Genomic DNA, 25,347 nt, shown 5'->3' with positions numbered 1-25,347 from the left:
TAAGGCCAGGGCTAAGATAGTTGACGACCTCAGGCTAGAGCCTATTCCGGCACTATCCTGGGCTAGAGAGTGTTGCTCTGGCCTGTGCTGTTTTGAAACGCGATCGCCCGCGACCCATTTAAGAAACCACTCATGCTGCTCACCCTGACCACAACCTATGGGCCTGCTACCGATCTGGGCTATCTGCTCCACAAACACCCCGATCGCTGCCAGGCTTTTCCGATGTCCTTTGGCCAGGCGTTTGTTTTCTACCCCGAGGCGGGGGCAGAGCGCTGTACAGCCGCTTTAATGCTAGACATCGACCCGGTGGGGCTGGTGCGGGGCAAGTCAACATCCCTAGAGCAGTACGTCAACGACCGCCCCTACGTGGCCTCCTCGTTTTTGAGTGTGGCGATCGCCAAGGTGTTTGGCACCGCTCTAGCCGGGCAGTGTAACCAACGTCCAGAGCTGGTTGCAACGGCCATTCCGTTGACCGTTAGCCTGCCGGTCTTACCCTGTCGCGGCGGCGAGGCGGTTTTGCGGCAGTTGTTTGAACCCCTGGGCTATGAAGTTACGGCCCAACCGCTACCGTTAGATGACCAGTTTCCCGACTGGGGAAATAGCCCGTATTTTGCGGTGAATCTGCACCACACCGTTCGCCTGGCCGATCTGCTGAGTCATCTCTACGTGCTGATTCCGGTGCTGGATGACGAGAAGCACTACTGGGTCGGCGATGAGGAAGTCGAAAAGCTCCTGCGCCACGGCAGCGGCTGGCTCAGCCACCATCCGGCTCGCGAAACCATTACCCGACGCTATCTCAAGCAGCAGCGGCAGCTAACCCGACTGGCGCTAGAGCAGCTGAGCGAGGGCGATCGCCCTGACCCCGATGCAGAAGAGGCCCCTCAGGCTCAGGCAGAAGAACAGCTCGAACAGCCGATCAGCCTCAACCAGCAGCGCATGGCGGCGGTGGTGGCGGCCCTTAAGGCGAGCGGTGCGAAACGGGTGGTCGATCTGGGCTGTGGCGAGGGCAAGCTGCTGCGATCGCTGCTCAAAGACCCCGGCTTCGAGCACATTGCCGGGGTCGATGTCTCCCATCGAGCGCTCGAACGGGCTCAGGAGCGGCTAGAGCGAGGCTTTTTTTCGCCCACGCAGCGATCGCGGCTGAACCTGTTTCAGGGTTCGCTCACCTATCGGGACGAACGGTTGAGCGGGTTCGATGCGGCCACCGTTGTAGAGGTGATCGAGCATCTCGACCCCGATCGTCTGGCCTCGTTAGAACGGGTGTTGTTTGAGTTTGCGCGGCCTCAAGTGGTAATTATCACGACGCCCAATATTGAGTACAACTCCCGGTTTGCCGGGCTGCCCGCTGGCACCCTGCGCCATTCAGACCACCGCTTTGAGTGGACAAGGGCAGAATTTCAGACCTGGGCAACCCAGGTGGCCGAGCGGTTTGGGTACAGGGTCCAGTTTCACGGCATTGGTGCAGAAGACCTCGCCGTGGGCACCCCGACACAGATGGGAGTATTTGAACGATGAACATCACAATTCCTGAACTGGCGCTGGTGGTGCTGGTGGGTGCCTCGGGGTCTGGTAAATCGACCTTTGCTCGCCGCCACTTTCTGCCTACAGAAGTCCTGTCCTCCGACACCTTTCGGGGGCTGGTCTCAGACGATGAAAATAACCAGGCCGCCAGTCGCGATGCCTTTGAGGTGCTGCACTACATTGCCGCCAAACGGCTGGCGGCTGGCCGACTGACGGTGGTAGATGCTACCAATGTGCAGCCCCAGGACCGCAAACCCTTAATTGCCCTGGCCCGGCAGTACCACTGCATTCCCGTCGCCATCGTGCTGAATTTGCCCGAGCGGTTGTGCAGCGATCGCAATCAGCAGCGCCCCGATCGCCAGTTTGGTGCCCACGTGGTGCAGCGCCACGTGCAAAATTTGCGGCGATCGCTGCGATCGCTAAAGCGGGAAGGGTTTCGCCACATTTATGAGCTGAATTCCCTAGAGGATATTGACTCGGCAACCATCGAACGGCAGCCCCTCTGGACGAACCGCAAGGCCGAACGGGGACCGTTTGACATCATCGGCGATGTGCACGGCTGCTGCGATGAGCTAGAGCAGCTTCTAGAAACCCTTGGCTATCGAGCGGTTGAGACCGAGCAGGCCGATGCTCCCTTCTGGCAGTTCCCCACCTACCGCCACCCTGAGGGGCGCAGGGCCGTCTTTCTGGGCGACCTGGTCGATCGCGGGCCGCGCAGCTTAGACACCTTGCGGCTGGTGCACAATATGGTCGCCGCAGACACGGCTCTCTGCGTGCCGGGCAACCACGACATGAAACTGTTGCGCAAGCTGAAGGGCAAGAATGTCAAAGTCAACCACGGCCTAGAGCAAACCCTGGCAGAAATTGATGCCCTGCCCAGTGATCAGCGGGATGAGGCGATCGCGGCCATGCGCCAGTTTTTAGACGCCCTGATTAGCCATTTGGTGCTCGATGACGGCCGTCTTGTCGTCGCCCATGCCGGTATGAAGGCCGAGCTACAGGGGCGGGGCTCGGGCTACGTGCGAGAGTTTGCCCTCTACGGCGAAACCACAGGCGAAATCGACGAATTTGGCCTACCCGTCCGCTACAACTGGGCCGCAGAATATCGGGGCCAGGCCATGGTTGTCTACGGGCACACTCCCGTCCCCACCGCCGAGTGGCTAAATCAAACCATCGACATCGATACCGGCTGCGTCTTCGGCGGTCAGCTGACGGCCCTGCGCTATCCCGAAAAAACCTTGGTCAGCATCCCGGCCCAGCGCGTCTACTGCGAACCTGTCAAGCCCCTGGCCGCCCCGGCGGGTGTCCGGACAATCGCCGCCCCCCCGCTCACGGCCCAGCAGCAGCACGACGACCTGCTCGACATTGCCGACGTGCTAGGCAAACGGCTCATTTCAACTCGCCTCCAGCGGCAGGTCACGATTCGCGATGAGAATGCGATCGCCGCCCTAGAGGTGATGAGCCGCTTCGCCGCCAACCCTAAATGGCTAATCTATCTGCCGCCCACCATGTCTCCCGTAGCCACCTCCAAACACCCCGGCTACCTGGAGTACCCGACCGAGGCCTTTGCCTACTACCAGCAGTTGGGCATCACCTCCGTCGTCTGCGAAGAAAAGCACATGGGGTCACGAGCGGTGGTGATCGTCTGCCGCGACGAAGCCGTGGCTCACCGCCGCTTTGGCGTCTCAGATGAAGGCATCGGCATCTGCTACACCCGTACCGGTCGCCGGTTCTTTACCGACCCCGCCCTGGAAGCCGAGCTGCTAGCCCGCCTGAATGCCGCCCTGACCAGCAGCGGCCTTTGGGAGCAGCTGCAAACCGACTGGGTCTGCCTCGACTGTGAGCTGATGCCCTGGTCGGTGAAAGCCCAGGGGCTGCTGCGCCAGCAGTATGCGGCGGTGGGGGCAGCGGCCAACCAGGCCCTGAGCCAGGCGGTGGCCCAGTTGCAGCAGGCCAGCGATCGCGGGGTCGATGTCGGTGCGCTGCTACCCTACTGCCAGCAGCGCCAGCAGCTCGCCCACCAGTATGTCGATGCCTATCGCCGCTACTGCTGGCCGGTCACCTCCATTGCCGATCTCAAACTCGCGCCCTTTCATATTTTGGCCACCGAGGGGGCCGTGCACACCGATAAAACCCATACCTGGCACATGCAGCAGATCGCCCAATTCTGCCAAAGCGACCCCGATCTCCTGCTAGCTACCCCGTACCACGTAGTCGATCTAAATGATGCCGCCAGCCAGTCGAACAGCATTGACTGGTGGTGCGATCGCACCGCCAGCGGCGGCGAGGGCATGGTGGTCAAGCCCATAGAGTTCGTTAGCCACACCGCCAAGGGGTTAGTACAACCGGCGGTAAAATGCCGGGGTCAAGACTACCTACGCATCATCTACGGGCCTGAATATTCCACACCCGAGAATTTGGAGCGCCTGCGGCAGCGGGGGTTGTCTAAGAAGCGATCGCTGGCGTTGCGAGAGTTTGCCCTCGGCATTGAAGCTCTGGAGCGGTTCGTCGCTGGTGCCCCACTGCGCCAGGTCCACGAATGTGTTTTTGGAGTTTTAGCGCTGGAGAGCGAGCCAGTTGACCCCAGATTATAGGGCAGTGAACCACCACTCTCAGGGCGTTGGCTCGGCAGCTTTGGACATGAGCTGATCGCTGAAAAGCTCAACCATCCTTTGGCCCAGCGCCCTAACCGATGTGGCGATCGCTGTCTCAGGTCTTCTGGGGCTGGGTAGGGAAGGTAATCGCCTTGGGCTGGCTGAGGTGCTGAACTAGATCTGTTTGCACCTGGTGGTAGAGGTCATCGCTTTCGCCCTTGAGGGCGATCACGCCGTAGACCTGCACCGCTTCCTGCTCGCGTCCGGCCAAAAAGTGGGTGCCGTGGTCGACGGTCACAATGTGGTCTTTCACCAGGTCGTAGCAGGGCTGGGTAATCAAAATATCGGTGCCGATCAGTTTGGTCAGCCCTTCAATGCGGCTGGCCACGTTTACGGTGTCGCCAATGGCGGTGTACTCCAGCCGCTGCACCGACCCCACGTTGCCCACCACCAGCTCACCGTAGCTAATGCCAATGCCGTTGAAAAGCGGCGGCAGCCCCTGGGCCTCAAGCGTGGTACGCAGAGTCGCTAAAACCTTTCGCATCGCCAATGCAGCAGATACAGCCCCCAGAGCATCTTGCTCTGGCCCCAGAGATGTAGGCGCGCCAAACTCGGCCATCACCGCATCGCCAATGAACTTGTCGATGGTGCCCCGGTACTCCAGAATGGCGGCCACCATCACATCGAGATAGGTATTGAGCAGGCTGACGGTTTCTTCGGCCCCGAGCTGGTACGAAATGCGGCTAAAGCCGCGAATGTCTGAAAACAGCACCGCCGCCTGAAACCGCTGCCCCACGGTAAGACTGGTAAAGTCTTCGGGCTGATTGAGAATTTCTTGGGCCACCGAGGGGGCCACGTAGCGCTCCAGGGTGCGGCGCAGGCGCTGTTCCTCCAACCGGTTGCTAACGGCCCCAGTCGCGATGTAGGTGACGCCGCCCATGCCCAGGCAGGCAACGGGGATCGCTACGGGCACCAGGCGATCGCGGTGCACCATCAGCAGGTAGGCCAGCGCTCCCCAGGTGGCGATCGCGGCCAAAAAGCCCACCAGCCTGGGCACGGGTTGAGTAAATCGATAGCCCAGCCCCAGCCCAATCGCACCGATCGCGATCGCCGTCAATAGCCCCTGCGCTAGAGGATTGGGTACCGCCACACCAAGGGTTTTGCCCTCCATTAGCGCGGCCAGAGCGTGGGCGTGAATTTCAACCCCCGGCATGGTGTTGTCGATGGGGGTACGCTTGCGATCCTGAAACGACTCGGCCATCGGGCCAATCAGCACAATTTTGCCCTCAAACTGGTCGGCAATCAGGGGCCAGTTGGTGGGGTCGAGCACCTGCACAAACGACACCACCGGAAACGTGCCCGCCGGGCCGTAGAAAAAGAGATCCTGGCTCTGGCGAACGGGCGGGGGGTAGTCGGCGGCGGCCAGGGCCGCTCGGGCCAGGGAGGGCAAACCATCGGCAAAGCCGTGGGTTTGGCGCAGGGTTTCAATGCCGCGATCGGGGAAAGTGCGGTACTTGCCGTCCACGTCGGCCTCCAGGTTAATCAGCCCCACTTGAGACTGGCTGCTGTAGACCGGCTCTAGCAGGCTGGTGAATAGGCCAAAGTCGCTGCTCGATACGTCGTAGGCGGCGGCCAGGGCCACGCGATCGCCCCACCGGGCCAGGGTTTCCTCTAGGGCCGCATCGTCGGCGGGGCCGTAGCCGCTGGGGTCTACCAGCAGCACATCAATCACCACCGCCTTAGCCCCAGCGGCCATTAGCTGCTCAATCGCCTGGGCGTAGGCCTGCCGCTGCCAGGGCCAGATCTCTAGGGGGGCCAAAAAGGGATAGCGCTCTGGGTCGGCCCGGTACAGATCGCCCTGGCTGAGGGAGTATTCGTCAATGCCCAAAATCACGATTTCCTCAGGGGGCGGCACTGCCCCCCGCAGCCGCAGCAAAAACGACTGAGCCTGTCCCTCAATCAGCACAATCCACGGATGCTGGGAGGTGAGGGCGATCGCGCCAAACACGGCCCAGCTCACCATCAGCCCGTGCCCCAGCTGAACCAGGCGACGGTAGGACTTAACCACGGCAACTCTTCCTTGAGATCACGACCGCCCCTCTAGAACGGAAAGGGAAAACGAATGGGCGGACTGGGGATCGACGGCACCCAGTAGTAGGGCAACGGCACCCCAGGGAATAGCTGCTCAAAGGACCGTCGCAGGTTGGCCATACCCGGTATTTCCAGCACAAACCCCTCAATCAGCGGGCCTTCCAGCAGGTCAATAAAGTCTTCTGGCGAGAGTGCCAGGATCACGGCCTCATCGTTGTCGGCATCGATAATCACCTGCTGCCCCTCCGCGATCGTCAGGGAGTCGTCTTCGCTAAAGTCTACGGTTTCTCCGTCGGCTTCCTCAACATTCTCCTCGGGCAAAGCAGAATCAGAGTCTACGTCGCTGCTCGGTGAGCCATCTTGCTTGAGCCCAGGCTGTGCGGCTACCAGAAGCCCCTCGACAGGCTTATTACCCAGGGAGCCCAGGGGATCTGTCGTGGGGCCGGGGGGTGGGCTTGTAGGCGGGGTAGATGGATTGGGCTCTAAGGGCAGCTCAAAGCCTGGACTGCCTGGCCCCGTGGTAGGTGGCTCAATGCCTGGGCTCGCCCCAGGGGAATTGATCTCAGGACTGGTACCTGGACTGGCGGGCGGCTCCGTTGGGTTGGCAAAGGGTACCACTGGGTCGGTGCCAGGTACCACCGGGTCGAGGGATGGATCGAGGGGGTTGAACTCGTCTGCCATTGGGTCAACCGTGACGGGGTTAAGGTTGCGCTCAACCACCACCTCACCCTCAAACACCTGAATAATGGTTTCGCCCGTGTCGGTCACCTCGATGGTATAAATTGTGCCGCGCACCCCAGCCACGGTGGAGGTCGAGCAGCCGTTGAGGGTGCCATTGACCAGCAGCGTGCCTCGGTTGAGTTGGGCACACTGCCCAACCACCAGACTGGAGTTGTGGGCCAGGCGAGCGACGGCTCCGTTGTTGAACCGCAGCGAGGTGCGGGCGGCCCGAGTTCTAACCTGCTGCCGCTGCTGGGCCACGCTGTTCACCTGGGCCGCGCGGTTTTGAATGTAAACCTGGTTGCTGTCTAAAATTTCGGTGACGGTGGCGGCAGAGCTGGTCTGCGCCTCGGCCTCGTACCCCGGCAGGGCCAGCAGCACACTGCCCGCCAGAGTGACCCCCATCAGCCCTACAAATCGTCCCCAACGGGTGCTAGATCTTAACCGAAACCCCTGTAGCAAAAAAGACGCCATCATAACTTCCACTGAGTTGCCTGATAAAATCTATACACAGGCAACCCTCCACATTCAGCAGAGATTGCGAAACTTAACCCATGTTTTTTCAGCTGAAGACGTCGGGCTGGTCGTCGTCATGTACTCGACCCAGGTGGGGCAGGGCAGCCGCCACCGCCTCAGGCGATTCGACAATCATCTGGAGCAGGTCGTAGGCTTCAATCTGCTTTCCGGTTTGGGTAGAAATTTGGTGGGCGTAGTAGCGCACCTGGGCCATAATGCGGGGCTCGGCCTGACGCAGGTACATGCACAGGCAGGCGCGGGCCTGGGCATCTGAATCGCGCCCTAAAAAGAAGGCCATGGCCGCCAGCAGGTGGCGTTCGTAGTCGGGCAGCGCTTGAGAATTGAGGGGCATATCGGGGGTGTGCAGAGTACCCCTATGACACTAGCTGTTGTGAGGTGGCGTTGAACTGGATTTTTTCTCGATTAAGGCGGTCTGTTCCAGAATCGTGAGCCAGGCGATCGAGAAACGCGATCACGTCGTCGTAGCCAAAGCGCATTTGGGGAATACCGTTGACGACCAGCACCCAGTGACCCTTGTCATAGACCAAATGCCAGCCTGCTTGAGACGGTCGAATCAGGTGCTGCTGATCGTCAGTCGTGCATTCAAAGCCCAAGGACGACGCGCGATCGAACAGCTTCTGCGGAATTCTCAGCACAATCTATCTCCCGATGAGTGAAGTTGCCTGTACTGACTAGAGTTGCACCCTGTAGCAGTTAACCAGGCTTTGCCGGGGTGAAGGGGCTTCTTAAGCGATCCTTCAGAATTGAGCCAGGAAAACCAATCGGGCGCTAGGCCCACGCCCAACGCCCGATCGCATCACTTGCTGCCAGTTTGGCTTAGCCAAAATCGCTAGCGATCGCCTGCCGCAGTGACCTCAACCTTCTCCACCACTTTTTCGGTAATCAGGCGTGACCCCTGCTTGCGGGTCAGGTAGTTGGCTCCCCACTGGGTCATCACCATCAGTTTGTTGTCAAACTCGATCAGGTAAAAGATGTGCACAAACAGCCACACAAACCAGGCCGGAAAGCCGGTGAGCTTAGCCCAGGGCAGGTTGACCACGGCGGCGTGACGGCCAATCACCGCCAGGCTGCCGCTGTCTTTGTACGCAAAGGGAGGCAGCGTTTCGGATTTAAGCCGCTTTTGAATTAGCCGGGCCACGTACTTGCCCTCCTGCATAGCGACCGGGGCAACGCCGGGCAGGGGGCGATCCTCCTGGTGGGCAAAGTGGGCCAGGTCGCCCACCACAAAAATATTGGGATAGGTCAGCAGGCTGAGGTCGTTGCTGACGATCACGCGGCCCGAGCGATCGCGCTCAGCTCCGGTGCGATCGGCCAGCAGCCCGCCCATGCCGGGGTCGCGCACCCCCGCCGCCCACAGCACCGTGCCCGCCTGCAGGGTAGTCAGCTGATCGCCCTGCCTCAGGGTGATTTGGTGGCCCGCAATATCGGTCACGAGCGACTGGGTCAGCACCTCAACCCCCAGTTTCTCCAGGTCGGCGTGGGCGCGGGCCGACAGCTCCGGCGGAAAGGGCGGCAGCACCCGGTCCATACCCTCGACCAGCAGAATGCGGCTGGCGGTGGTGTCGATGTGGCGAAAGTCGTTGCGCAGGGTGTGGTAGGCCAGCTCCGCCAGCGACCCGGCCAGTTCAACCCCGGTAGGGCCACCGCCCACAATCACAAAGGTGAGCAGGCTTTGCTTCAGCTCGGGGTCGCTGGTATTTTCTGCCTTCTCAAAAGCCGCAAAAATGCGCCGCCGCATCTCCAGCGCATCTTCTACGGTTTTGAGGCCGGGGGCTACGTCGGCCCAGTCATCGCGGCCGAAGTAGAAGTGGCTCATGCCCGTGGCCACAATCAGGCTGTCGTAGGGAATGGTGCGGCCGTCCTTGAGGCTGACCCGCTGCTGCTCGGGGTCAACATCGACCACCTCGCCCATCAGCACCCGAGTATTCTTTTGGGCGCTCAGCACGCCGCGCAGGGGGGAGGCAATATCGCCCGGCGAGAGCCCGCCCATGGCCACCTGGTACAGCAGCGGCTGAAACAGGTGAAAGTTACGCTTGTCGATCAGCGTCACTTCCACATCGGCGCGACCCAGTTGCTGGGCTGCATAGAGGCCGCCAAAGCCGCCCCCGATAATCACCACCTGGGGTTTACCAGGGGTAACCGGCGGCACATCAACGGTGGAAGCAGCATCTTCAAGAACCACGTTTGAGGCCATAGCGGTGGAGTCGAGGGGACGTTGAACGGTCTGCATGACAATACCGAGGAAGCAAGTTGTTACTTTTTGTTATAAAACACAATACCGCTAAATACTGTGCGCTGTGCTATATCCCTGCAACCTGGCTAAGGCCTGACCAAGATTGCACCAAGAGGTTGCTGGGGGGTGTTGCTGGTAGGGGTTGGGCTGGTAGATTAGAAGATCCGGTTTTAGCACCTGTCCTAGGCGTTTTCGCGATGAAATAGCCCCAGAAACAGCCCCAGGTGGCGTTCTGGAGTGATGGAATTAGGACTAAAATTTGGAGAACTTTAATACCCCCAGGCTGGTTTCTTAACACCCAGGACGTAACCGGAGTGGCTAGACCAGGCCGCAATGCCCGTAGGGAAGGGCTCAACCCTCGCAGGGAGGCGAACGACAACACTATGGCGCTGATCGTACAGAAATATGGGGGCACCTCCGTAGGCACCGTGGAGCGCATTCAGGCGGTGGCTCAGCGGGTCAAGGCGACGGTACAGGCCGGCAACTCGGTAGTGGTCGTGGTTTCGGCTATGGGCAAAACCACCGACGGCCTGGTAAAACTGGCCGCCGATATTACCAACCAGCCCAGCCGCCGCGAGATGGACATGCTGCTGTCGACGGGCGAGCAGGTCTCCATTGCGCTGCTGACCATGGCCCTGCACGCCCAGGGGCAGGAGGCGATTTCGCTGACCGGGGCGCAAGTGGGTATTGTCACCGAGGCCGAGCACACCCGCGCCCGCATTCTGAAGATCAAAACCGATCGCCTGCAGCGTCACCTCAGCGAAGGCAAGGTAATTGTAGTGGCGGGGTTTCAGGGCATTAGCCAGACCTCCGATCTCGAAATTACTACCCTGGGCCGGGGCGGCTCCGACACCTCGGCGGTGGCCCTGGCGGCGGCGCTGGGGGCAGAAAAGTGCGAAATCTACACCGATGTGCCTGGAATTCTCACCACCGACCCACGTCTGGTGCCCGAGGCCCAGCTGATGGAGGAGATCACCAGCGACGAAATGCTGGAGCTGGCCAGTTTGGGAGCCAAGGTGCTGCACCCCCGAGCGGTGGAGATTGCCCGCAACTACGGCGTCACGCTGGTGGTGCGATCGAGCTGGACCGACGAGCCCGGCACCCGCGTGATCTCGCCCCGGCCCCAGCCGCGACCGCTGGAGGGGCTAGAGCTGGCCCACCCGGTGGATGCCGTCGAGTTTGACACCGATCAGGCTAAGGTGGCGCTGCTGCGCATCCCCGATCGCCCCGGCATTGCGGCCCGGCTGTTTGGCGAACTGGCTACCCAGGCGCTGAATGTCGATTTAATCATTCAATCCATCCACGAGGGCAACACCAACGACATTGCCTTCACCATGGTGAAGGCAAATTTGGCCAAGGCCGAGGCGGTGGCCGAGGCGATTGGCCCGGCCCTGCGCAGCAACCCCACCGACACCACCCAGGCCGAGGTGATGGTCGACCAGCGAATGGCCAAGATCAGCATTGCCGGAGCAGGCATGATTGGTCGGCCGGGGGTGGCCGCCAAGATGTTTTCGTCGCTGGCAGCGGCGGGGATCAACATTCAGCTGATCTCTACCTCGGAGGTGAAGGTGAGCTGCACCATTGATGTGGACGACTGCGATCGCGCCATTGCGGTTTTGTGCGAGGCCTTTGAGGTCACCTCCTCGCCCGTGCCCCAGGGTGATTCGCCCACGACTAGCGCTCCAGCCCCGGAGGTGCGCGGGGCCGCCCTCGATATCAAGCAGGCCCGCGTCGCCATTCGCCACGTGCCCGATCGCCCCGGTATGGCGGCCAAAATCTTTCAGCTGCTGGCCACCCACGGCGTCAGCGTCGATATGATTATTCAGTCGCAGCGCTGTCGCCTGGTCAACGGGCAGGGCACCCGCGACATTGCCTTCACCGTGGCCCAGGCCGATGCCCAAACCGCCAAAGCCGTCGTTGAGTCTGCCGCTGCCGAACTGGGCTTTGGAGATGTGGCGGTGGATGAGGCCATTGCCAAGGTCAGCGTCGTTGGCACGGGCATGATCTACGCCCCTGGCGTGGCCGCCCGCATGTTCAAGGCGCTGTCAGAGCAGGGGATCAACCTGCAAATGATTGCCACCTCAGAGATCAAAATTAGCTGCGTGGTGGCTGAGACAGAGGGCGTTACGGCCCTGCGAGCGGTGCACAATGCTTTCGGCCTGGCCGGGCTTAAGCGCACGGTAGTGCCTGCCTAGCAGGCGGCCGCAGGGCGCTGCAGAGCGGTTAGCCAACTCAAAAACACCGCTGGTATCCACCGGTGCCTTTCCCCCTAGGGGGAAGAATTGATCGTTAGCTACGGAACACGACTGCGGGGTCGGCCTTGGGGCAGAGTTTAGAAGTGAGCAGCCACGTTAGGCTTTGGTGGATACGGTTTCCTGGGAGCCCACTGGCTTGATGCGAAACTTGACCAGATTGGCCAACTCCTGCAGCTGGTGAATGGCCTCGGCCCCTTCCAGCTTCATCAGCTCGCGATCGTCGCGCATCTCGGTCCAGGTGATGCCGTAGTCGGACACCAAAAAGCGAATCAGGTGGTCATCGCCCAGGCTCACCATAAAGGACGCACTGTTGAGCTGGCCACCGCAGGTGTAGCAGGATGCGAGATAGCCCATATCCTCAAGCACTGTGGCCAGCGCTTGCAGATTCATGACCAGATCCCTAACAAATTGACGGTGCTGCTCGGCTAATCGGACAAACATAACGACACTCCTCGTTACTCATAGAGATTGTAGCCTAAAAATTAATTAATTCTTAAGATGTTGGCTAAGGTGCTTATTTTCTGCTTTCCTAACTCGTCCATATTAACGATCTCCGCCGCAAATACGCCTCTTCTCAACGATAATCAAACGTCTAACGGTTGCTCTACAGCCACGAAAGCAGGCTGGGAAAGCATTCTGTAGATTGTGAAAACTTGAAAACTTGTGCGTTTTAACGTGAAGGCTGCTTATGGATCCCTCCTTTGGCGCACCCACAGGTCAAGGCACAACGATTTAGGGTAAGCACTAACCCCGGGTCAATCGGTAGCTGTCACCACTAAATGAGCGTTCCGGGCCATAATGTCATCCAATCTTAAGGAATCTGGTTAGGAATCCACAGGAGCCAAATCAGGGGACTTAAGCCTCCAGGTGTGGTCTTCGTTGAGTTCGAGGGTGGTCTGGTGGTAGTCATGGAGCGACTCGCGGTGGCCGACGCTGACAAAGGTGGTGCCAGTGTGGCGCAGATGGTCGTAGAGTTTGGCTTCATTGGCCAGATCGAGGGCGCTGGTGGCCTCATCGAGAATGGCAAACTTGGGCTGATTGAGCAGAATGCGGGCAAAGGTGAGTCGCTGCTGCTCGCCCAAGGACAGTACGTCACCCCATTCTTCAACGGTGTCAAAGCCGCCAAAGCGATCGGCCAAATCGGCTAGGTTTACCGTTGCTAGGGCGGCTTGCAGGGCAGCATCGTCTACGTCCTGGTGGGTGTGGGGGTAGAGCAGCTGATCCCGCAGGGAGCCGAGAATCATGTAGGGCTTTTGGGGCAAAAACAAAATGTCGTCGAGGTCGGGGCGGTGGATGGTGCCGCTGCCGGAGTGCCACAGGCCCGCGATCGCCCGCAGTAGAGAGCTTTTGCCGCAGCCGCTTGGCCCCACGATTAGCAGCCCGCTCTGGTCAGGCACCGCTATGGATAGGTTTTCGACCAGGGTGCGCTGGTAGTTGGGGGTTTGCAGCGTAAAGCCTTCCAGCGCCAGGGAGTCGGCGGTGGCAATGGCGATTTTGGGTTGGTCGGCAATCCCTGGCTCAGCACCCTCTAGCTCGGTGCTCTCTGGCTCGGTGCTCTCTGGCTCGGTGCTCTCTGGCTCGGTGTTCTTGGGCTCGGTGTTCTTGGGCTCGGAGGATGCCGTGCTGGCGGCCTCTGTCTGCATAGCGTCTTTAGTGGCGGCTGGTTTGGCAGGCTCGATTTCGGCGTGGTTGAGCGCTCCGGCAAAGCCGTAGAGGCGATCGATGCCGGCCCCAAAGGAGGTCAGCTCTGAGAACCGGGCCACTACCACGTTGAGCGAAAAGAACACCCGCACAAACGCCCCCTGGGCCTCGGAGACTTTGCCCACTTCGAGATCGCCCGCGAATACGGCAGGCGCAACTACAATCGCGGGCAGCACAAAGGGAATGAACTCGTAGGCGTTGGTCAAAACGTTGAGGTTGAGTTCCCAAATAATCAGCCGTTTGAAGTTTTCAAAGGCGGCCATGAAGCGGTTGTTGACCTGGTTGGCCTCCTGGGCTTCGCCGCGGTAGAAGGCGATCGCTTCGGCGTTTTCGCGAATGCGCACCAGGCTAAAGCGAAAGTTGGCCTCCCGCTTGAGTTGCTCAAAGTTGAGCCGCACCAGGGGCTGACCAAACACCAGCACCGTGACCAGGGTGCCCACCACGGCGTAGAGCACCAGAAAGCCCACCAGCGACTTCGAGATGCCCCACAGCACGCTGCTAAAGGCAATCACCTGGAGCACCGAGCTGACCACCACCAGCAGCAGCGCCAGGGACTGCTGGGTAAAGTTTTTGACATCTTCGGCAATCCGCTGGTCGGGGTTGTCAATGTCGGGCTGAAACTGCTGAATGTCGTAAAAGGCGCGATCGCGGAAGTAGTCGCCCACAAACCGCCCGGTCAGCCAGCGCCGCCACTCTAGCCCCAGGCGCTTTTGCAGGTAGTCGTAACCCGCCAGCAGCGGCGCGTAGGCCACCAGCACGCCGATGAACACCAGCACCGTTTCCCAAAAGCGGGCTTCATCTTTGGCCGACAGGGCCGAGATCAGCACGCCGCGTTTGTTGTTGAGCACCACGCTGAGGCCGGTATAGCCCAGCAAAAACACCGCAATCAGCAGCAGCAGGCCCCCGGCTTTCCACTTTTCGTCGCCAAACCAGTACGATTTTGCGATCGCCCAAAACCGTCTGAACCCCGTCAGGTTAAATCGTTCCATGCCGGTGCTGCGTCTCCCGCTGTGCAAAGGGTGCTGGGGAGATCTTACAAAAGTTAACCCTTTTGTGCAGCAGCGGGTCTGCTTCAACCCCGATTGGCTCTGCAAAAACCGCGCCGCTTACCTTGCCAAACTAATTACACCGCCTGACAGCCGCCCGTAGTACAAAGAGGGGAGCCTGCATTCTAGGACTGCCCTTATGTCCGTTATTTACGAGGTCGAGCACGTTACCCGCTACCGCTACGCCAAGCCGGTTACCTTTGGCCTCCATCGGGCCGTGTTTTTGCCCCGAGGCAGCTACAGCGGCCGGTTGCTGAGCTATTCTCTTGACCTCAATGTACCGGCGAAAGTGCACTGGGTCAGCGATACGCTCTCGAATAATGTGGCGGTGATTGAGGTGAAGGAGCCCGCCCAGGAGCTAACGGTGACCTGTCGCTTTCAGGGCGAACACTTTGGCACCCGCAGCATCGAAGCCTTTCCCCTCGACCCCAGGGCCAACGAGGTGCCGGTGCAGTACACCCCCGACGAATGGACCGATTTGGCGGTTTACCTCAGGCCCCACGCCGAAGACCCCGACGGCTCGGTGGCGGCCTGGGCGAAGCACTTTGTGGGGGGCGATCGCGATGGCACCAGCGACGTGCTGAGCCGGATTATGAACACCATTCGCGATACTCTGACCTACCGGAGCCGCGAAGAAGAAGGTACCCAGCCCCCCGGTGAAACCCTGCGGCTAAAATCGGGCACCTGCCGCGACTACGCCTGGCTGATGATCGAAACCCTGCGGCGGCTGGGATTTGCCTGTCGGTTTGTGTCGGGCTATCTCTACGACTCAGCTCTCGACGGCGGCGATGTGGGCATGACCGGGTCTGGGGCCACCCACGCCTGGCTGCAGGTATACCTGCCGGGGGCCGGCTGGCTGGTGTACGACCCCACCAACCGCATTACCGAGGGGTTTGATCTGATTGCGGTGGCGATCGCGCGGCACCCCGGCCAGGCCATTCCGCTGGCCGGGTCGTGGTTTGGCAATGCCGACGACTACCTGGGCATGGAGGTGTCAGTAGCGGTGCGCAAACTGGGCAGCATCCCAGAGTTTGCCTAAAAAATCTAAGATCGCCAATAGTTCGGCAAGCTCACTACAAGTCCAAAACCCAAAATGGATATCAGCGCCCCAGCCGGTTAGGAATGTCGGCACAGCCGCCGGGAACCGTGGCGCGGGTGCCCTCGCCGCCCCAGGCGCAGACGTAGCGGCGCTGCTCCTCCGACAGACGGTAGACCCCGCTCAGGTTAGCACCCTCGACTACGGCCCCAGTGTTGACCCCGGTAGCATAGTCGGGAGCACCCGTGCGGGTGCGGGGGGTGGCGGTGTCTACGCTGCCGTAGAACAGCCGCGCCTCCATCAGGTCGGCCCCTGAGAGGTTGGCCTGATACAGAATGGCCCTAGCAAAGTTGGTGCGCACCAGGTCGGCCCGGCGCAGATCGGCTCGAATCAGGTTGGTCTCGCTGAGGTCGGCCCAGCGCAGGTCGGTGCCCGACAGGTCGGCAGCGGCCAGCATGGCCCCTAAATCGATCACGCGGGTGCCGTTGAGCCGGTCTTCTTCGTAACCGCCCCGACCGTCTAGAATGGCTCGGCCCAGGCGATTGTCACGCCGCAGCGGGGTGAGCAGTTTAGATCGCGACAAAAACCGAATCACCTTGGCCTTGCCGCCCGCATCGACGCTGCCCAAAATAGCGGCGGTGCGAGCCTCGGCAATGATGCGCTCCTGGGGCCAGTCTTCGAGCAGTCCTTCCTCATCGAGCACCAGCTCTGAGATACCCTGAAAGAACGCGTCGATGGTCTGCTGCTGGGTGATTAGGTTTTGCTGGCGGGTCAAATCGCGGGAAATAACGTACTGCCGCCAGGCCACAAACAGAGCCAAAAAGGCAATAAAAATTTGCCCGAGCGCCCCCAGAAAATCGCCCAGGGCACCGAGAATATCCCACCGCAGGGTCAGGCCCCAAACCAAAATGGCGCGGTTGATGCCGGTGATGTTCATCAGCCCCACAAGCCCAGTTATCACGCCGGGAATGGCAATCAGCAGCGACTGCTGCCGGGGCGACAGTTCCCCCAGCACCTCCTGCAAAAAGGGCCACATCAGCCGCAGGGAGACGAGTGTGGCCACCAGCGACCCGGCTAGGGTAAGCCAAAAGCTGCCGGTAATTAGCCCCAACCCAATCACGGCTACCGACACAATGGTGATTGCGCTAGCCGAGGTCACCGCTGGGTCAACCAGAATAGGGCCAGCATTCGCGGGATCAGAGGGGTCGCGTTCGAAGCTCTGAGCCTGTGACCCAGGCGAGCTGTCGGGCAGATTGTCGCTGGTTGACGAGGCTGAGTGAAGTGGCGGGGTCAGCTTACCGATCGCAGCGTCAGCGCCATTGCCGGGGTCATGGGTGGAGTCGGTGGTTGGAGTCGGCGGCTGGGGCTGAGCAGGATTTGGGGGCGGTGAAGTCATAGCGAGCGGCAGCGGGCAAAAATGGGCTGACAAAACTAGATCGAACCCCTGACATCAATACAGCACGGGGCGAGTTGTCTGCTTTATTTAAGCACCTTAATCCTGGAATGGCCCCTAGAGCCCGTTGGCCCTGGCCAAAGTCGCCCCTGGCTAGTCGCCCTAGCCTATCGACGGTAGACTAATGGGGGTTTTGTGCGCCTTTTGAGGTGGGTTTAGGAGGTTAGCAACGGCAGCACTATGGTAGTTACTGGGTTAATTTTGCTGGCCGCGATCGCAATTCTGGGCTGGGGCTACCGTCGCGCCCAACCCTACGGCAGCGTAGGCATTTTGGCCTGGCTGCAGTCGGTGGTGCTGATGGGGCCGTGGCTATTGTTCTTTGGGCTGTTTGCCCTGGGCATTTACATCAACCTGGCCGGCGTGCTGGTGCTGGTGCTGGGGTCGACGGGCCTCTATATCTACCTAGGCCGACGGCTGCGCGACCTGGGCCAGGACATGCTCTCCACCCAGCGCCCGCTTCCAGCGACGGTTTCAGCGACAGAGGAGGCCAATCAGGCCGATCGCGAAAGCCTTGAACAGACCGACCAGCCTTCCCCCGCCCCCGGTGACACCGCAAAACTCTCTATTCCAGCTGAAGATTTAGCCCAAATTGAGGGCATTTTTGGCCTCGATACTTACTTTCGCACCGAAACTATCCCCTACGATCAGGGGGCGATTTTTCGCGGTAACCTGCGCGGCGAACCGGCGGCCACCCAGGCCCAGCTAGCGGCATCGCTGAAGGAACGGCTGGGCGATCGCTATCGCCTGTTTTTAGTCGAAAACCTGGAGCAAAAGCCCACCGTGGTCGTGCTGCCCGCCACCGCCGACCCGGTCAAAACCACCCCGGCCCAGTGGGCATTGGCAGGGGTACTGGCGATCGCCACCCTCTTTACCGGGCTAGAGGCCGGGGCCATTTTGCAGGGATTTGATCTGCTGCAAGACTTTTCCCGCTGGCGGGCGGCCCTGCCTTTTTTGGTAGCTCTACTGGTCATCCTCGGCACCCACGAAGCGGGGCACTGGGTTACCGCCCGCCGCTACAACATTCGCCTCAGCCCCCCTTTTCTCATTCCGGCCTGGCAAATTGGGGCCTTTGGTAGCCTCACCCGGTTCGAGTCGCTGCTGCCTAACCGCAGCGTGCTGTTCGACATTGCGCTGGCTGGCCCCGCTGCTGGCGGCCTGGTTTCCCTGGCCATGCTGCTGGGCGGGCTGCTGCTCTCGCACCCCGGCAGCGCCTTTCAGATTCCCTCTGGCTTCTTTCAGGGCTCAATACTGATCGGGGCGCTGGCTCGCGTGGTGCTCGGCTCAGCTCTACAGGAACCGCTGGTCGATATTCACCCGCTGACTATCATGGGCTGGCTTGGCCTGGTAATTACCGCCCTCAACCTCATGCCCGCTGGGCAGCTCGACGGTGGCCGCATGGTGCAGGGCATCTACGGGCGCAGAACCCTGAACCGCACGACCCTGTTTACCCTGGTGGTGCTGGCCCTGGTCGCGCTGGCGAACCCCCTCGCCCTCTACTGGGCGGCAGTCATTGTGTTTTTGCAGCGCACCCCCGAGCGCCCCTGCCTCAACGATATTTCTGAGCCCAACGACGCCCGCGCCGCCCTGGGGCTGCTGGCCCTGTTTCTGGCTTTGACCGTACTATTACCCCTTACACCTAGCCTCGCCGGTCGGCTCGGCATCGGGGGGTAGGCGGGTGATTGAGTGGGCGAGTAGGCGAGTGGTTGAGGGCCGAAAACCTACCCATCCACCCACCTACCCACTACGCTGCCGGCTCCACTCGAATCTCCTCCAGCCGCTGGGCCAGATAGGCCGCTGCCGTAATTGGCGGAAACTGGGGTACGCCCCCCGTGCGATCGACCAGGCTGTCGATGGGGGTCAAATCAACCTCCGGGCGAGGGTGCACAAAGAACGGCATCGACAGACGAGCCTGGCTGCTCGACTGGGGGTTGACAACCCGGTGGGTGATGCTCCTAAACAAACCATTAGTCAGGTTTTGCAGCATGTCGCCCGTATCGACCACAATTTGACCGGGGGTAGTCTGAACGGGTAGCCACTTGCCCTGCTGGGTCAAAATTTCGAGCCCTGGGGCGGTGGCCTCGCAGAGCAGGGTAATCAAGTTGATATCTTCGTGGGGGGCGGCCCTGAGGCTACCGGGAGGGGCCATTCCCACCGCAGGATAGTGGGCTAGACGCAGCACGGTATTGCCGCCGGTAGCCATCGCCACCAGCCAGTCTTGGGGCTGGCCTAGGTAGTCAGCACAGGCGGCCAGCAGCACTTCGGCGCAGGCCATGAGCTGCTGGTAGAGGCGCGTCATCACCGGGCGAAAGGAGGGCACCTCCTGGGGCCAGGGCGCATCGGAGGCACTCAAACTGTGGCGGTTGACATGCCAAAACTCCTTCAGGTCGGGAACGGTGTAGCCCTTGGCCTGCTCGCTGCCCAGCCTAGAAAAGCCCCCGGAGCCCTGCTGGAGGGGAGGGGTGTACCGGGCTTTGGCCGATTCCGGTAGGGCAAAGACCTCGGCGGCAACCTGATAGGCGCGCCGCACTACCTCGGGCGAAACCGGGTGCGGTTCGAGAATAAAGAACCCCACGGTCTCCAGGGCCTCACCCAGAGTAGCGATCGCCCGCTGCCGCGCCGCCGTTGTGCTGAGCAAATCAGGATAGGACACCACAGGAATGGCGGGCCGGGTCATGGCGTTGTCCTTAGGGACGATAAAACAGTTGGGTGGATTGTAGCAGCCTGGTCAACCCTAAATAGCCCCTGGCAACACTCCGTTGGCTTTAGATTTAGGGGAACTATAATTCAGCCCAGTCCCCTGCGGATGACCTCGCATAATGCGATAAGGTTGGGCTAACTGGTCTGTTTCGCCTCTTCTTGCTGTGACTACGCCTTCGACCCCCGATTTCAGCCCGGTACTACGCATTGGCCCTCAGGAATTAGCTACTACCGACGTAGTACCCCTGCTGCGCCGATACGGTCTGCTGCCCGCCCTGGTCAAAGAACTTGTGATTGACCAGGCCACCGCCGCTGTTGCCCTCACCCCAGAGCAGGCCACCCAGGCCGTAGACCAGTTTTTGCAGCTCAACCAGATCACCAGTCCTGAGCAGCGCCAGAACTTTTTAAACCAGCGAGGGCTAAGCGAAGCCGATCTGGCATTTTTAGGCGAACGGGCCCAAAAGCTGCAGCAGTACAAGCTCGACACCTGGGGCCCCAAGGTTGAATCTTATTTTTTGCAGCGCAAGAGTCACCTCGACCGGGTGCTCTATTCTCTGATTCGCACCCGAGAGGCTGGGCTGGCCCAGGAGCTTTTCTTTCGCATTCAAGATGACGGCCAGCCCTTTGCCGACCTGGCCCGACAGTACTCCGAAGGGCAGGAGGCCCAAACCGGCGGGCTGATTGGCCCTGTCGAGCTGTCGGTGCCGCATCCGGCCCTGTCAAGGATTCTGACCATCAGCCAGCCGGGGCAGCTGTGGCCTCCCACCCGAGTTGGCGAGTGGTTTGTGGTAGTGCGCCTGGAAAAGTTTTTGCCTGCCCGCCTCGATGACGCCACCCGTCAGCGGCTAACCGACGAACTCTTTAATACCTGGCTGCTAGAGCAGGTACAAACTGCGTTAAACGACAATGCTTCGGCGGAAACGGAGTAGCCCCCGAGGGAATTGAACGTTGCGGAATGTTGAGTGTTAGGTTCATACCTTTAGGGCAATTCCTAGCCCAGCGAACCTGGGAGATTTGATTTGAGCGCCTCCTAACCCCCAGCTCAGGATGTGGAACGTGAGTTTAGATCTACGGCAAGGTGGATTGGGCCGTCAATAGCTCATTCGTGCTGTTGTGTATGACGGCAGAAAACTTTAGATGGTGGCTTAAGGGTGGAGCAGACGGCGTGGAGTACCAGAGCGTTGGGGCAGCGATCGCATATTGTTCAAATAGCTCGTCCACCAAGCTCTGGTACATGGCCTGACGCAAATCGTCATTCACCCAATCGAGCACGTGGGGCACAACGACCCATACATCCCGCTCTTTCTGATTGACATCAATCCACCACGAATCAATAAATTCATAAATAGGTTCTTCAACAAAAAATACCCGCCGTTTTTGAGCATAATCACCCAGGGTACGTCGCGATCGCTGGCGAAGCCGTTCCCACCGCAAGTGGGAAAAATAAACTAAATCAGAGGTGCTGAACAGGTGGTCTTTAGTTCTTGTAATTGACGGATGATGCTTCATTTGGGTGCTAGTTTTAATCACCACTCGCCTCTTTTTTCCTAATTGATGTCTTTCAAAGTAGCGTTACCTGCCCTTAATGACGACTGCTTTAAGAGGTATAGGACGCGTTCTCGCGGCAGAAAAGTGTTAAATAATGTATTGCTCCTAAAACCCGGTTTTATGAAGTAACGTAACACTAAAAATCTCAAGGTTTTGAGTGTTACGAAAAAGAAGGCTTGGCCCTGTTTGGCAACGGGTTTCAGAGCGGTGAAGAATCGACAAAAGCCTTTGTCTTGCCCCAGAAGAATCTGCTGTCTCTAAACGCGAACCCGATCGCACTCACGCAAATACTGAGCGATCGCCCGATCCAGATCGGGCAGCAAAACCCCCCGTTCGCTGCTGAGTACGCTGTAGGCGGGGCGGGGTGCCGCATAGCCAAAGCTGTCGATAGAGCAGGGTTGAACGGCGGCGGTATCCAGTCCGGCTAGCTGCGCCGTCTGGCGGGCCAGGTCGACCCAGGCGATCGCCCCTGGATTGGCCAGGTGCCAAATGCCCTGCTCGCCATCGATCAGCAGGTCGAGGCTGGCATGCACCAGGTCGGGCACATAGGTGGGAGACACGATCGCATCTTCTGCCGCTAAAAAGGGCTGTCCGGCCTTCAGGGTGCGCAGGGCAATGGTCAAGAAGTTGTAGTCATCCCAGGGGCCAAAGAACGCACTGGTGCGAATGACTAAAGAACTAGGGTGGTGGTGCAACACCCGCCGTTCCGCCTGGGCTTTGCTGTGGCCGTAGACGTTTAGCGGCGCGACGGGGTCGCTTTCCAGGTAGGGCTGCTGGCGATCGCCATCAAACACCAAATCCGAGGAAAAGGTGATCAGCCCAATATCGCGCTGCGCACAGTGCTTCGCCAAAACTGCGGCTCCGTCGGCATTAATGCTCAGGCACAGGTCAAACTCCCGCTCGGCATCGTCAACCCGTACGTAGCCTGCTGCGTTAACCACCGCCCAGGGCCGCAGGTCATTCAGCACCTGCTCAACCATAGTCGAGTTGGTAATGTCCATCTCCTGGCGGTTTAGCAGGTGGTAGGGAATGCCCCGCAGCTCACAGATGCGGGCAAAGGCTTGACCGAGGGTGCCGGTCGCTCCGGCGATCAGCAGGGTGGATGGGTGAAGGGGTGAAGGGGTGGATGGGTGGATGAGTGGATGAGTTTCCTTTTGCTCTATACCTGCTGTCTCATAGGCTAACTTCACTGGGTTTATGGTCTCTTCTGAGGTATGGCCGCAGGCCACGGGTGGATAGAGCAGGCGATCGCTCCGTTGCCACCAGCCGGGGACTTCCAGCAGCGGGTGGTTGTAGGGTTCGCCTTTGGAGAGGTGACGCAGCATGGTGGCGATCGCAGTGGAGCGGGGCTGGGGCGATCGCAGAATGCTGCTGCAGGGCGGGCGCACGTCAAACACGCCCGGTTCGTAAAAGCACTCGTCGCGGGTGACGAGGCTGTTCCAGTCGTAGGCTCCCAGGAGTGACCAGGCGGTGACGGCCCGCAGGTCTACCCCATCCTGGCGGAGCTGTTGGGCCGCATCCCAAATTTCTTTGAACCAGCGCAGTTGCTCCTCGCGGGTGCAGCCCAGGTGCACCTCGGTAATGGCGATCGGGCGCTGGTAGCGTTCCCAAACCTCCTTTAGCAGGGTATCGACGGGGCAAATCCCATCGCTGCAAACGCGCACCGCTTCCACATCGGCGTAGGCATGCTTACCGTTGCCGCCGTGGGTGTGGGGCGGGTAGCGATCGAGCCGTTCATCCAGAAAGCGATCGCTGGTTAGATAGCGGTTAATGCCAAAAATATCGGGCGGGCAGGGATGGTCGAGAAACCAGGCTAGGTCTGATTCATCGACTCCGTTTTGGCGCAAATAGCCCCATAGTTCATGGGTTTGGTCTATTCGGCCGCAGAGCAGATCAAAGGATAGCCATCGCCGCACGTTTTCAAAGGCAATTTGATAGCTCAACAGCGGCGTACCAAACGTCTTGCCCAAGTCTTCGGTCTGCACCAGCTTCGCCGCCGGATTAATGCGGCGAATGGCCTGCATGGATAGCGCCACAGCGCGACACTGATTGATCAAAGCTTGAAGAAAGCTGCGATCATCCTGGGCATGGGGGTACCAGTGCCCGTAGAGCCCGCTGAACCGGGCGGTAGTCAGGGGTTCGTTGACGGGGGTGTAATACTCCAGCCAGGGATAGCGGCTGGCCACGGCCTGGGCAAACTGCGCCAGGCCAGTCGCAAACTCCGGGTCTAGCAAGCTGGTGTGGGGCGGGCCGCTGCCGTGGTGCACCAGGCCCACAATCGGGCGAATGCCGAGATTGTCTAGGTAGGTCAATCGCTGGTCGGCCCAGCCCCAATCGGCCTGCTTGGGGCCGTTGGGGGCTGTGCGTTCCCACAGGACAGGGTAGCGAATGGCCTGGATACCTAAGTCGGCAAAGCAGTCGAGGTCTTCTATGCGGGTGTCGTGACCGTTGCGCTGGAGCTGATCAAAGTAGCGATCGCCCACCCGGTTAACGGTACATTCAACCCCACCCCACAGTTCTAGCTGGGGCGAAACCTGGTTTGCACTCATCACTCGCTCACCTTATTTAATTGGCGTTTAATGGGCATTTGGCTCAAGGGGCCAACGTGGTTAATGGGACTTACCGTTTTGTTCGGCTTTGCCTGCCGCCACGGGAGTAGCCGAACGGCCGGAGCCATTGCTGGAAGCAGCTGTGAAGGAGCGATTGCCATTGGACCCATTGGACCCATTGGACCCATTGGACCCATTGGACCCGTTAGATATTGGGGTGACGGGTTGCTTCGCCGGCAGGTCTTCCCTTGGGTGCCAGGTTGGGCGATCGGCCAGTTGGGCGTAGAGTGCCAACGCCTGAGCCACCACCTGATCCATGTTGTAGTACTTGTAGGTGGCGAGTCGTCCGACAAAGTGAACCCCCGGTTCGGCATCGGCTAAGGCTTTGTACTGCTTGTAGAGTTCGGCATTTTCGGGGCGCGGTACCGGATAGTAAGGGTCGCCCTCGGCCTGGGGATATTCGTAAACAATACTGGTTTTAGAATGTTCCTGCCCGGTCAAGTATTTGAACTCGGTGACTCGGGTGTAGAGGTGTTCGTTGGGATAGTTGATCACGGCCTGGGGCTGATGCACGTCCTCATTCAGAGTTTCATGCTTGAACTCAAGGGAGCGATAGGGCAGCTTGCCGTAGCAGTAATCAAAGAAGCCATCCACCGGGCCGGTGTAAATCATTTCCTTGTAGGGAATGATGTTCTGAATTTCCCGATAATCGGTGTTGAGCATGATGTTGATGTTGGGATGCGTCAACATCTGATCGAACATACGGGTGTAGCCGTGGAGCGGCATGGCCTGGTAGGTATCGGTGAAGTAGCGATCGTCCCGATTGGTGCGGGTGGGGACACGGGCGGTCACCGATTTATCCAGCTCGGAGGGATCAATGCCCCACTGTTTGCGAGTGTAGTTGCGGAAGAACTTTTCGTATAGCTCTCGCCCCACCTTGCTCACCACCACATCTTCGGAGGTGCGAATATAGTCTTTAGGCTCAGCCAGGGAAGCTAGAAATTCCTCAACCTCAAAGGCGGTTAGGTTCAAGCCGTACAGCTTATTGATGGTGTCTAAATTGATGGGGATCGGGACCAGTTGACCATCTACGCTGGCGAGTACGCGGTGTTCGTAGCGTCGCCATTCGGTAAAGAGCGACAGATATTCAAACACGTCGCGGGAGTTGGTGTGAAAAATGTGGGGGCCATATTTGTGCACCAAAATTCCGTCTTCGTTGTAATGATCGTAGGCATTACCACCAATGTGGTTACGAGTATCTACAATCAGAACTTTTTTATTCTGCTGACTGGCTAAGCGCTCTGCTAAAACACTGCCAGCAAATCCAGCACCAACAATTAAATAGTCGAACATGGGGCTACTCCTT

At 59.7% G+C, this 25,347-nt stretch carries 18 protein-coding genes; 6 read left to right on the top strand and 12 right to left on the bottom strand.

The genetic code is table 11. The annotated features are described in order from the left end of the window. Positions 1 to 132 precede the first annotated feature (132 nt). Together IQ265_RS22340 and IQ265_RS22335 are read left to right on the top strand one after the other, a co-directional pair. Complete coding sequence (locus IQ265_RS22340) at positions 133 to 1,515, top strand: 3' terminal RNA ribose 2'-O-methyltransferase Hen1 (RefSeq protein ID WP_194057703.1); 1,383 nt, start codon at positions 133 to 135, stop codon at positions 1,513 to 1,515. Then, positions 1,512 to 4,115, top strand: a complete 2,604-nt coding sequence (locus IQ265_RS22335) for a polynucleotide kinase-phosphatase (protein ID WP_194057701.1) — start codon at positions 1,512 to 1,514, stop codon at positions 4,113 to 4,115. The genes IQ265_RS22340 and IQ265_RS22335 overlap by 4 nt, the downstream gene beginning before the upstream one ends. 115 nt (positions 4,116 to 4,230) lie before the next feature. Here IQ265_RS22335 and IQ265_RS22330 read toward each other — a convergent pair whose 3' ends face one another. From IQ265_RS22330 to IQ265_RS22310, 5 genes are all read right to left on the bottom strand, one after another. Continuing rightward, the gene (locus tag IQ265_RS22330) at positions 4,231 to 6,183 is read right to left on the bottom strand and encodes an adenylate/guanylate cyclase domain-containing protein (RefSeq protein ID WP_194057699.1); all 1,953 of its coding nucleotides are present in this window, start codon (positions 6,181 to 6,183) and stop codon (positions 4,231 to 4,233) included. 32 nt (positions 6,184 to 6,215) lie between these two features. After that, on the bottom strand, positions 6,216 to 7,400 hold the full coding sequence (locus IQ265_RS22325) for a hypothetical protein (RefSeq protein ID WP_194057697.1): 1,185 nt from the start codon (positions 7,398 to 7,400) through the stop codon (positions 6,216 to 6,218). Between the two features lie 88 nt (positions 7,401 to 7,488). Beyond that, positions 7,489 to 7,794, bottom strand: coding sequence for a hypothetical protein (locus tag IQ265_RS22320; protein WP_194057695.1), 306 nt, complete (start codon positions 7,792 to 7,794; stop codon positions 7,489 to 7,491). 22 nt (positions 7,795 to 7,816) lie between these two features. Continuing rightward, a complete protein-coding gene (locus IQ265_RS22315; RefSeq protein WP_194057693.1) occupies positions 7,817 to 8,098 on the bottom strand; it encodes a hypothetical protein in 282 nt (93 codons plus the stop codon). 194 nt (positions 8,099 to 8,292) lie between these two features. Further along, entirely contained in the window at positions 8,293 to 9,693 is a 1,401-nt protein-coding gene (locus tag IQ265_RS22310) for an NAD(P)/FAD-dependent oxidoreductase (protein WP_194057691.1), read from the bottom strand. A 386-nt stretch (positions 9,694 to 10,079) separates the two neighbouring features. On the opposite strand from IQ265_RS22310, the gene IQ265_RS22305 reads away from it, so the two are divergent. After that, positions 10,080 to 11,891 (top strand): aspartate kinase, encoded by a 1,812-nt coding sequence (locus tag IQ265_RS22305; RefSeq protein WP_194057689.1) that lies wholly within the window; start codon positions 10,080 to 10,082, stop codon positions 11,889 to 11,891. 156 nt (positions 11,892 to 12,047) lie between these two features. Here the strand turns inward: IQ265_RS22305 and IQ265_RS22300 are convergent, their stop codons facing one another. Next, positions 12,048 to 12,392 carry a DUF1815 family protein gene (locus tag IQ265_RS22300; RefSeq protein WP_194057687.1) on the bottom strand — a complete coding sequence of 115 codons (345 nt, stop codon included), beginning with the start codon at positions 12,390 to 12,392 and terminating at the stop codon, positions 12,048 to 12,050. 383 nt (positions 12,393 to 12,775) lie between these two features. Beyond that, complete coding sequence (locus IQ265_RS22295) at positions 12,776 to 14,641, bottom strand: ABC transporter ATP-binding protein/permease (RefSeq protein WP_194057685.1); 1,866 nt, start codon at positions 14,639 to 14,641, stop codon at positions 12,776 to 12,778. A gap of 196 nt (positions 14,642 to 14,837) precedes the next feature. Here IQ265_RS22295 and IQ265_RS22290 point away from each other — a divergent pair, with 196 nt between their 5' ends. Then, positions 14,838 to 15,737, top strand: coding sequence for a transglutaminase family protein (locus tag IQ265_RS22290; protein WP_194057683.1), 900 nt, complete (start codon positions 14,838 to 14,840; stop codon positions 15,735 to 15,737). Between the two features lie 61 nt (positions 15,738 to 15,798). Here IQ265_RS22290 and IQ265_RS22285 read toward each other — a convergent pair whose 3' ends face one another. Then, positions 15,799 to 17,130 carry a pentapeptide repeat-containing protein gene (locus IQ265_RS22285; RefSeq protein ID WP_194057681.1) on the bottom strand — a complete coding sequence of 444 codons (1,332 nt, stop codon included), beginning with the start codon at positions 17,128 to 17,130 and terminating at the stop codon, positions 15,799 to 15,801. Between the two features lie 237 nt (positions 17,131 to 17,367). Here IQ265_RS22285 and IQ265_RS22280 point away from each other — a divergent pair, with 237 nt between their 5' ends. Beyond that, on the top strand, positions 17,368 to 18,858 hold the full coding sequence (locus tag IQ265_RS22280; RefSeq protein ID WP_194057679.1) for a site-2 protease family protein: 1,491 nt from the start codon (positions 17,368 to 17,370) through the stop codon (positions 18,856 to 18,858). A gap of 70 nt (positions 18,859 to 18,928) precedes the next feature. Here IQ265_RS22280 and IQ265_RS22275 read toward each other — a convergent pair whose 3' ends face one another. Beyond that, positions 18,929 to 19,861, bottom strand: coding sequence for an isopenicillin N synthase family oxygenase (locus tag IQ265_RS22275; RefSeq protein WP_194057677.1), 933 nt, complete (start codon positions 19,859 to 19,861; stop codon positions 18,929 to 18,931). Positions 19,862 to 20,048: 187 nt separating this feature from the next. Here IQ265_RS22275 and IQ265_RS22270 point away from each other — a divergent pair, with 187 nt between their 5' ends. Further along, on the top strand, positions 20,049 to 20,813 hold the full coding sequence (locus IQ265_RS22270) for a peptidylprolyl isomerase (RefSeq protein ID WP_194057675.1): 765 nt from the start codon (positions 20,049 to 20,051) through the stop codon (positions 20,811 to 20,813). Positions 20,814 to 20,952: 139 nt separating this feature from the next. On the opposite strand, the gene IQ265_RS22265 is transcribed toward IQ265_RS22270, so the two are convergent. The 3 genes from IQ265_RS22265 to glf form a co-directional block, all read right to left on the bottom strand. Continuing rightward, a complete protein-coding gene (locus IQ265_RS22265; RefSeq protein ID WP_194057673.1) occupies positions 20,953 to 21,417 on the bottom strand; it encodes a hypothetical protein in 465 nt (154 codons plus the stop codon). 272 nt (positions 21,418 to 21,689) lie between these two features. Further along, complete coding sequence (locus tag IQ265_RS22260; protein WP_194057671.1) at positions 21,690 to 23,981, bottom strand: family 1 glycosylhydrolase; 2,292 nt, start codon at positions 23,979 to 23,981, stop codon at positions 21,690 to 21,692. Positions 23,982 to 24,041: 60 nt separating this feature from the next. Further along, positions 24,042 to 25,334 carry a UDP-galactopyranose mutase gene (glf, locus tag IQ265_RS22255; protein WP_194057669.1) on the bottom strand — a complete coding sequence of 431 codons (1,293 nt, stop codon included), beginning with the start codon at positions 25,332 to 25,334 and terminating at the stop codon, positions 24,042 to 24,044. Between the last annotated feature and the right edge of the window lie 13 nt (positions 25,335 to 25,347).

The sequence above is a fragment of the Nodosilinea sp. LEGE 06152 genome, from assembly GCF_015207525.1.
Taxonomy (GTDB): Bacteria; Cyanobacteriota; Cyanobacteriia; order Phormidesmidales; family Phormidesmidaceae; genus Nodosilinea.
Note: the sequence above shows the minus strand (reverse complement) of the source record. Positions and strands in the feature narration are given on the sequence as shown.

Excerpts from the sequence above, each read along its gene's own strand:
- IQ265_RS22340 (WP_194057703.1), top strand. The coding sequence starts at position 133 with ATGCTGCTCACCCTGACCACAACCTATGGGCCTGCTACCGATCTGGGC.
- IQ265_RS22335 (WP_194057701.1), top strand. The coding sequence starts at position 1,512 with ATGAACATCACAATTCCTGAACTGGCGCTGGTGGTGCTGGTGGGTGCC.
- IQ265_RS22325 (WP_194057697.1), bottom strand. The coding sequence starts at position 7,400 with ATGGCGTCTTTTTTGCTACAGGGGTTTCGGTTAAGATCTAGCACCCGT.
- IQ265_RS22320 (WP_194057695.1), bottom strand. The coding sequence starts at position 7,794 with ATGCCCCTCAATTCTCAAGCGCTGCCCGACTACGAACGCCACCTGCTG.
- IQ265_RS22310 (WP_194057691.1), bottom strand. The coding sequence starts at position 9,693 with ATGCAGACCGTTCAACGTCCCCTCGACTCCACCGCTATGGCCTCAAAC.
- IQ265_RS22305 (WP_194057689.1), top strand. The coding sequence starts at position 10,080 with ATGGCGCTGATCGTACAGAAATATGGGGGCACCTCCGTAGGCACCGTG.
- IQ265_RS22300 (WP_194057687.1), bottom strand. The coding sequence starts at position 12,392 with ATGTTTGTCCGATTAGCCGAGCAGCACCGTCAATTTGTTAGGGATCTG.
- IQ265_RS22295 (WP_194057685.1), bottom strand. The coding sequence starts at position 14,641 with ATGGAACGATTTAACCTGACGGGGTTCAGACGGTTTTGGGCGATCGCA.
- IQ265_RS22290 (WP_194057683.1), top strand. The coding sequence starts at position 14,838 with ATGTCCGTTATTTACGAGGTCGAGCACGTTACCCGCTACCGCTACGCC.
- IQ265_RS22285 (WP_194057681.1), bottom strand. The coding sequence starts at position 17,130 with ATGACTTCACCGCCCCCAAATCCTGCTCAGCCCCAGCCGCCGACTCCA.
- IQ265_RS22280 (WP_194057679.1), top strand. The coding sequence starts at position 17,368 with ATGGTAGTTACTGGGTTAATTTTGCTGGCCGCGATCGCAATTCTGGGC.
- IQ265_RS22275 (WP_194057677.1), bottom strand. The coding sequence starts at position 19,861 with ATGACCCGGCCCGCCATTCCTGTGGTGTCCTATCCTGATTTGCTCAGC.
- IQ265_RS22260 (WP_194057671.1), bottom strand. The coding sequence starts at position 23,981 with ATGAGTGCAAACCAGGTTTCGCCCCAGCTAGAACTGTGGGGTGGGGTT.
- glf (WP_194057669.1), bottom strand. The coding sequence starts at position 25,334 with ATGTTCGACTATTTAATTGTTGGTGCTGGATTTGCTGGCAGTGTTTTA.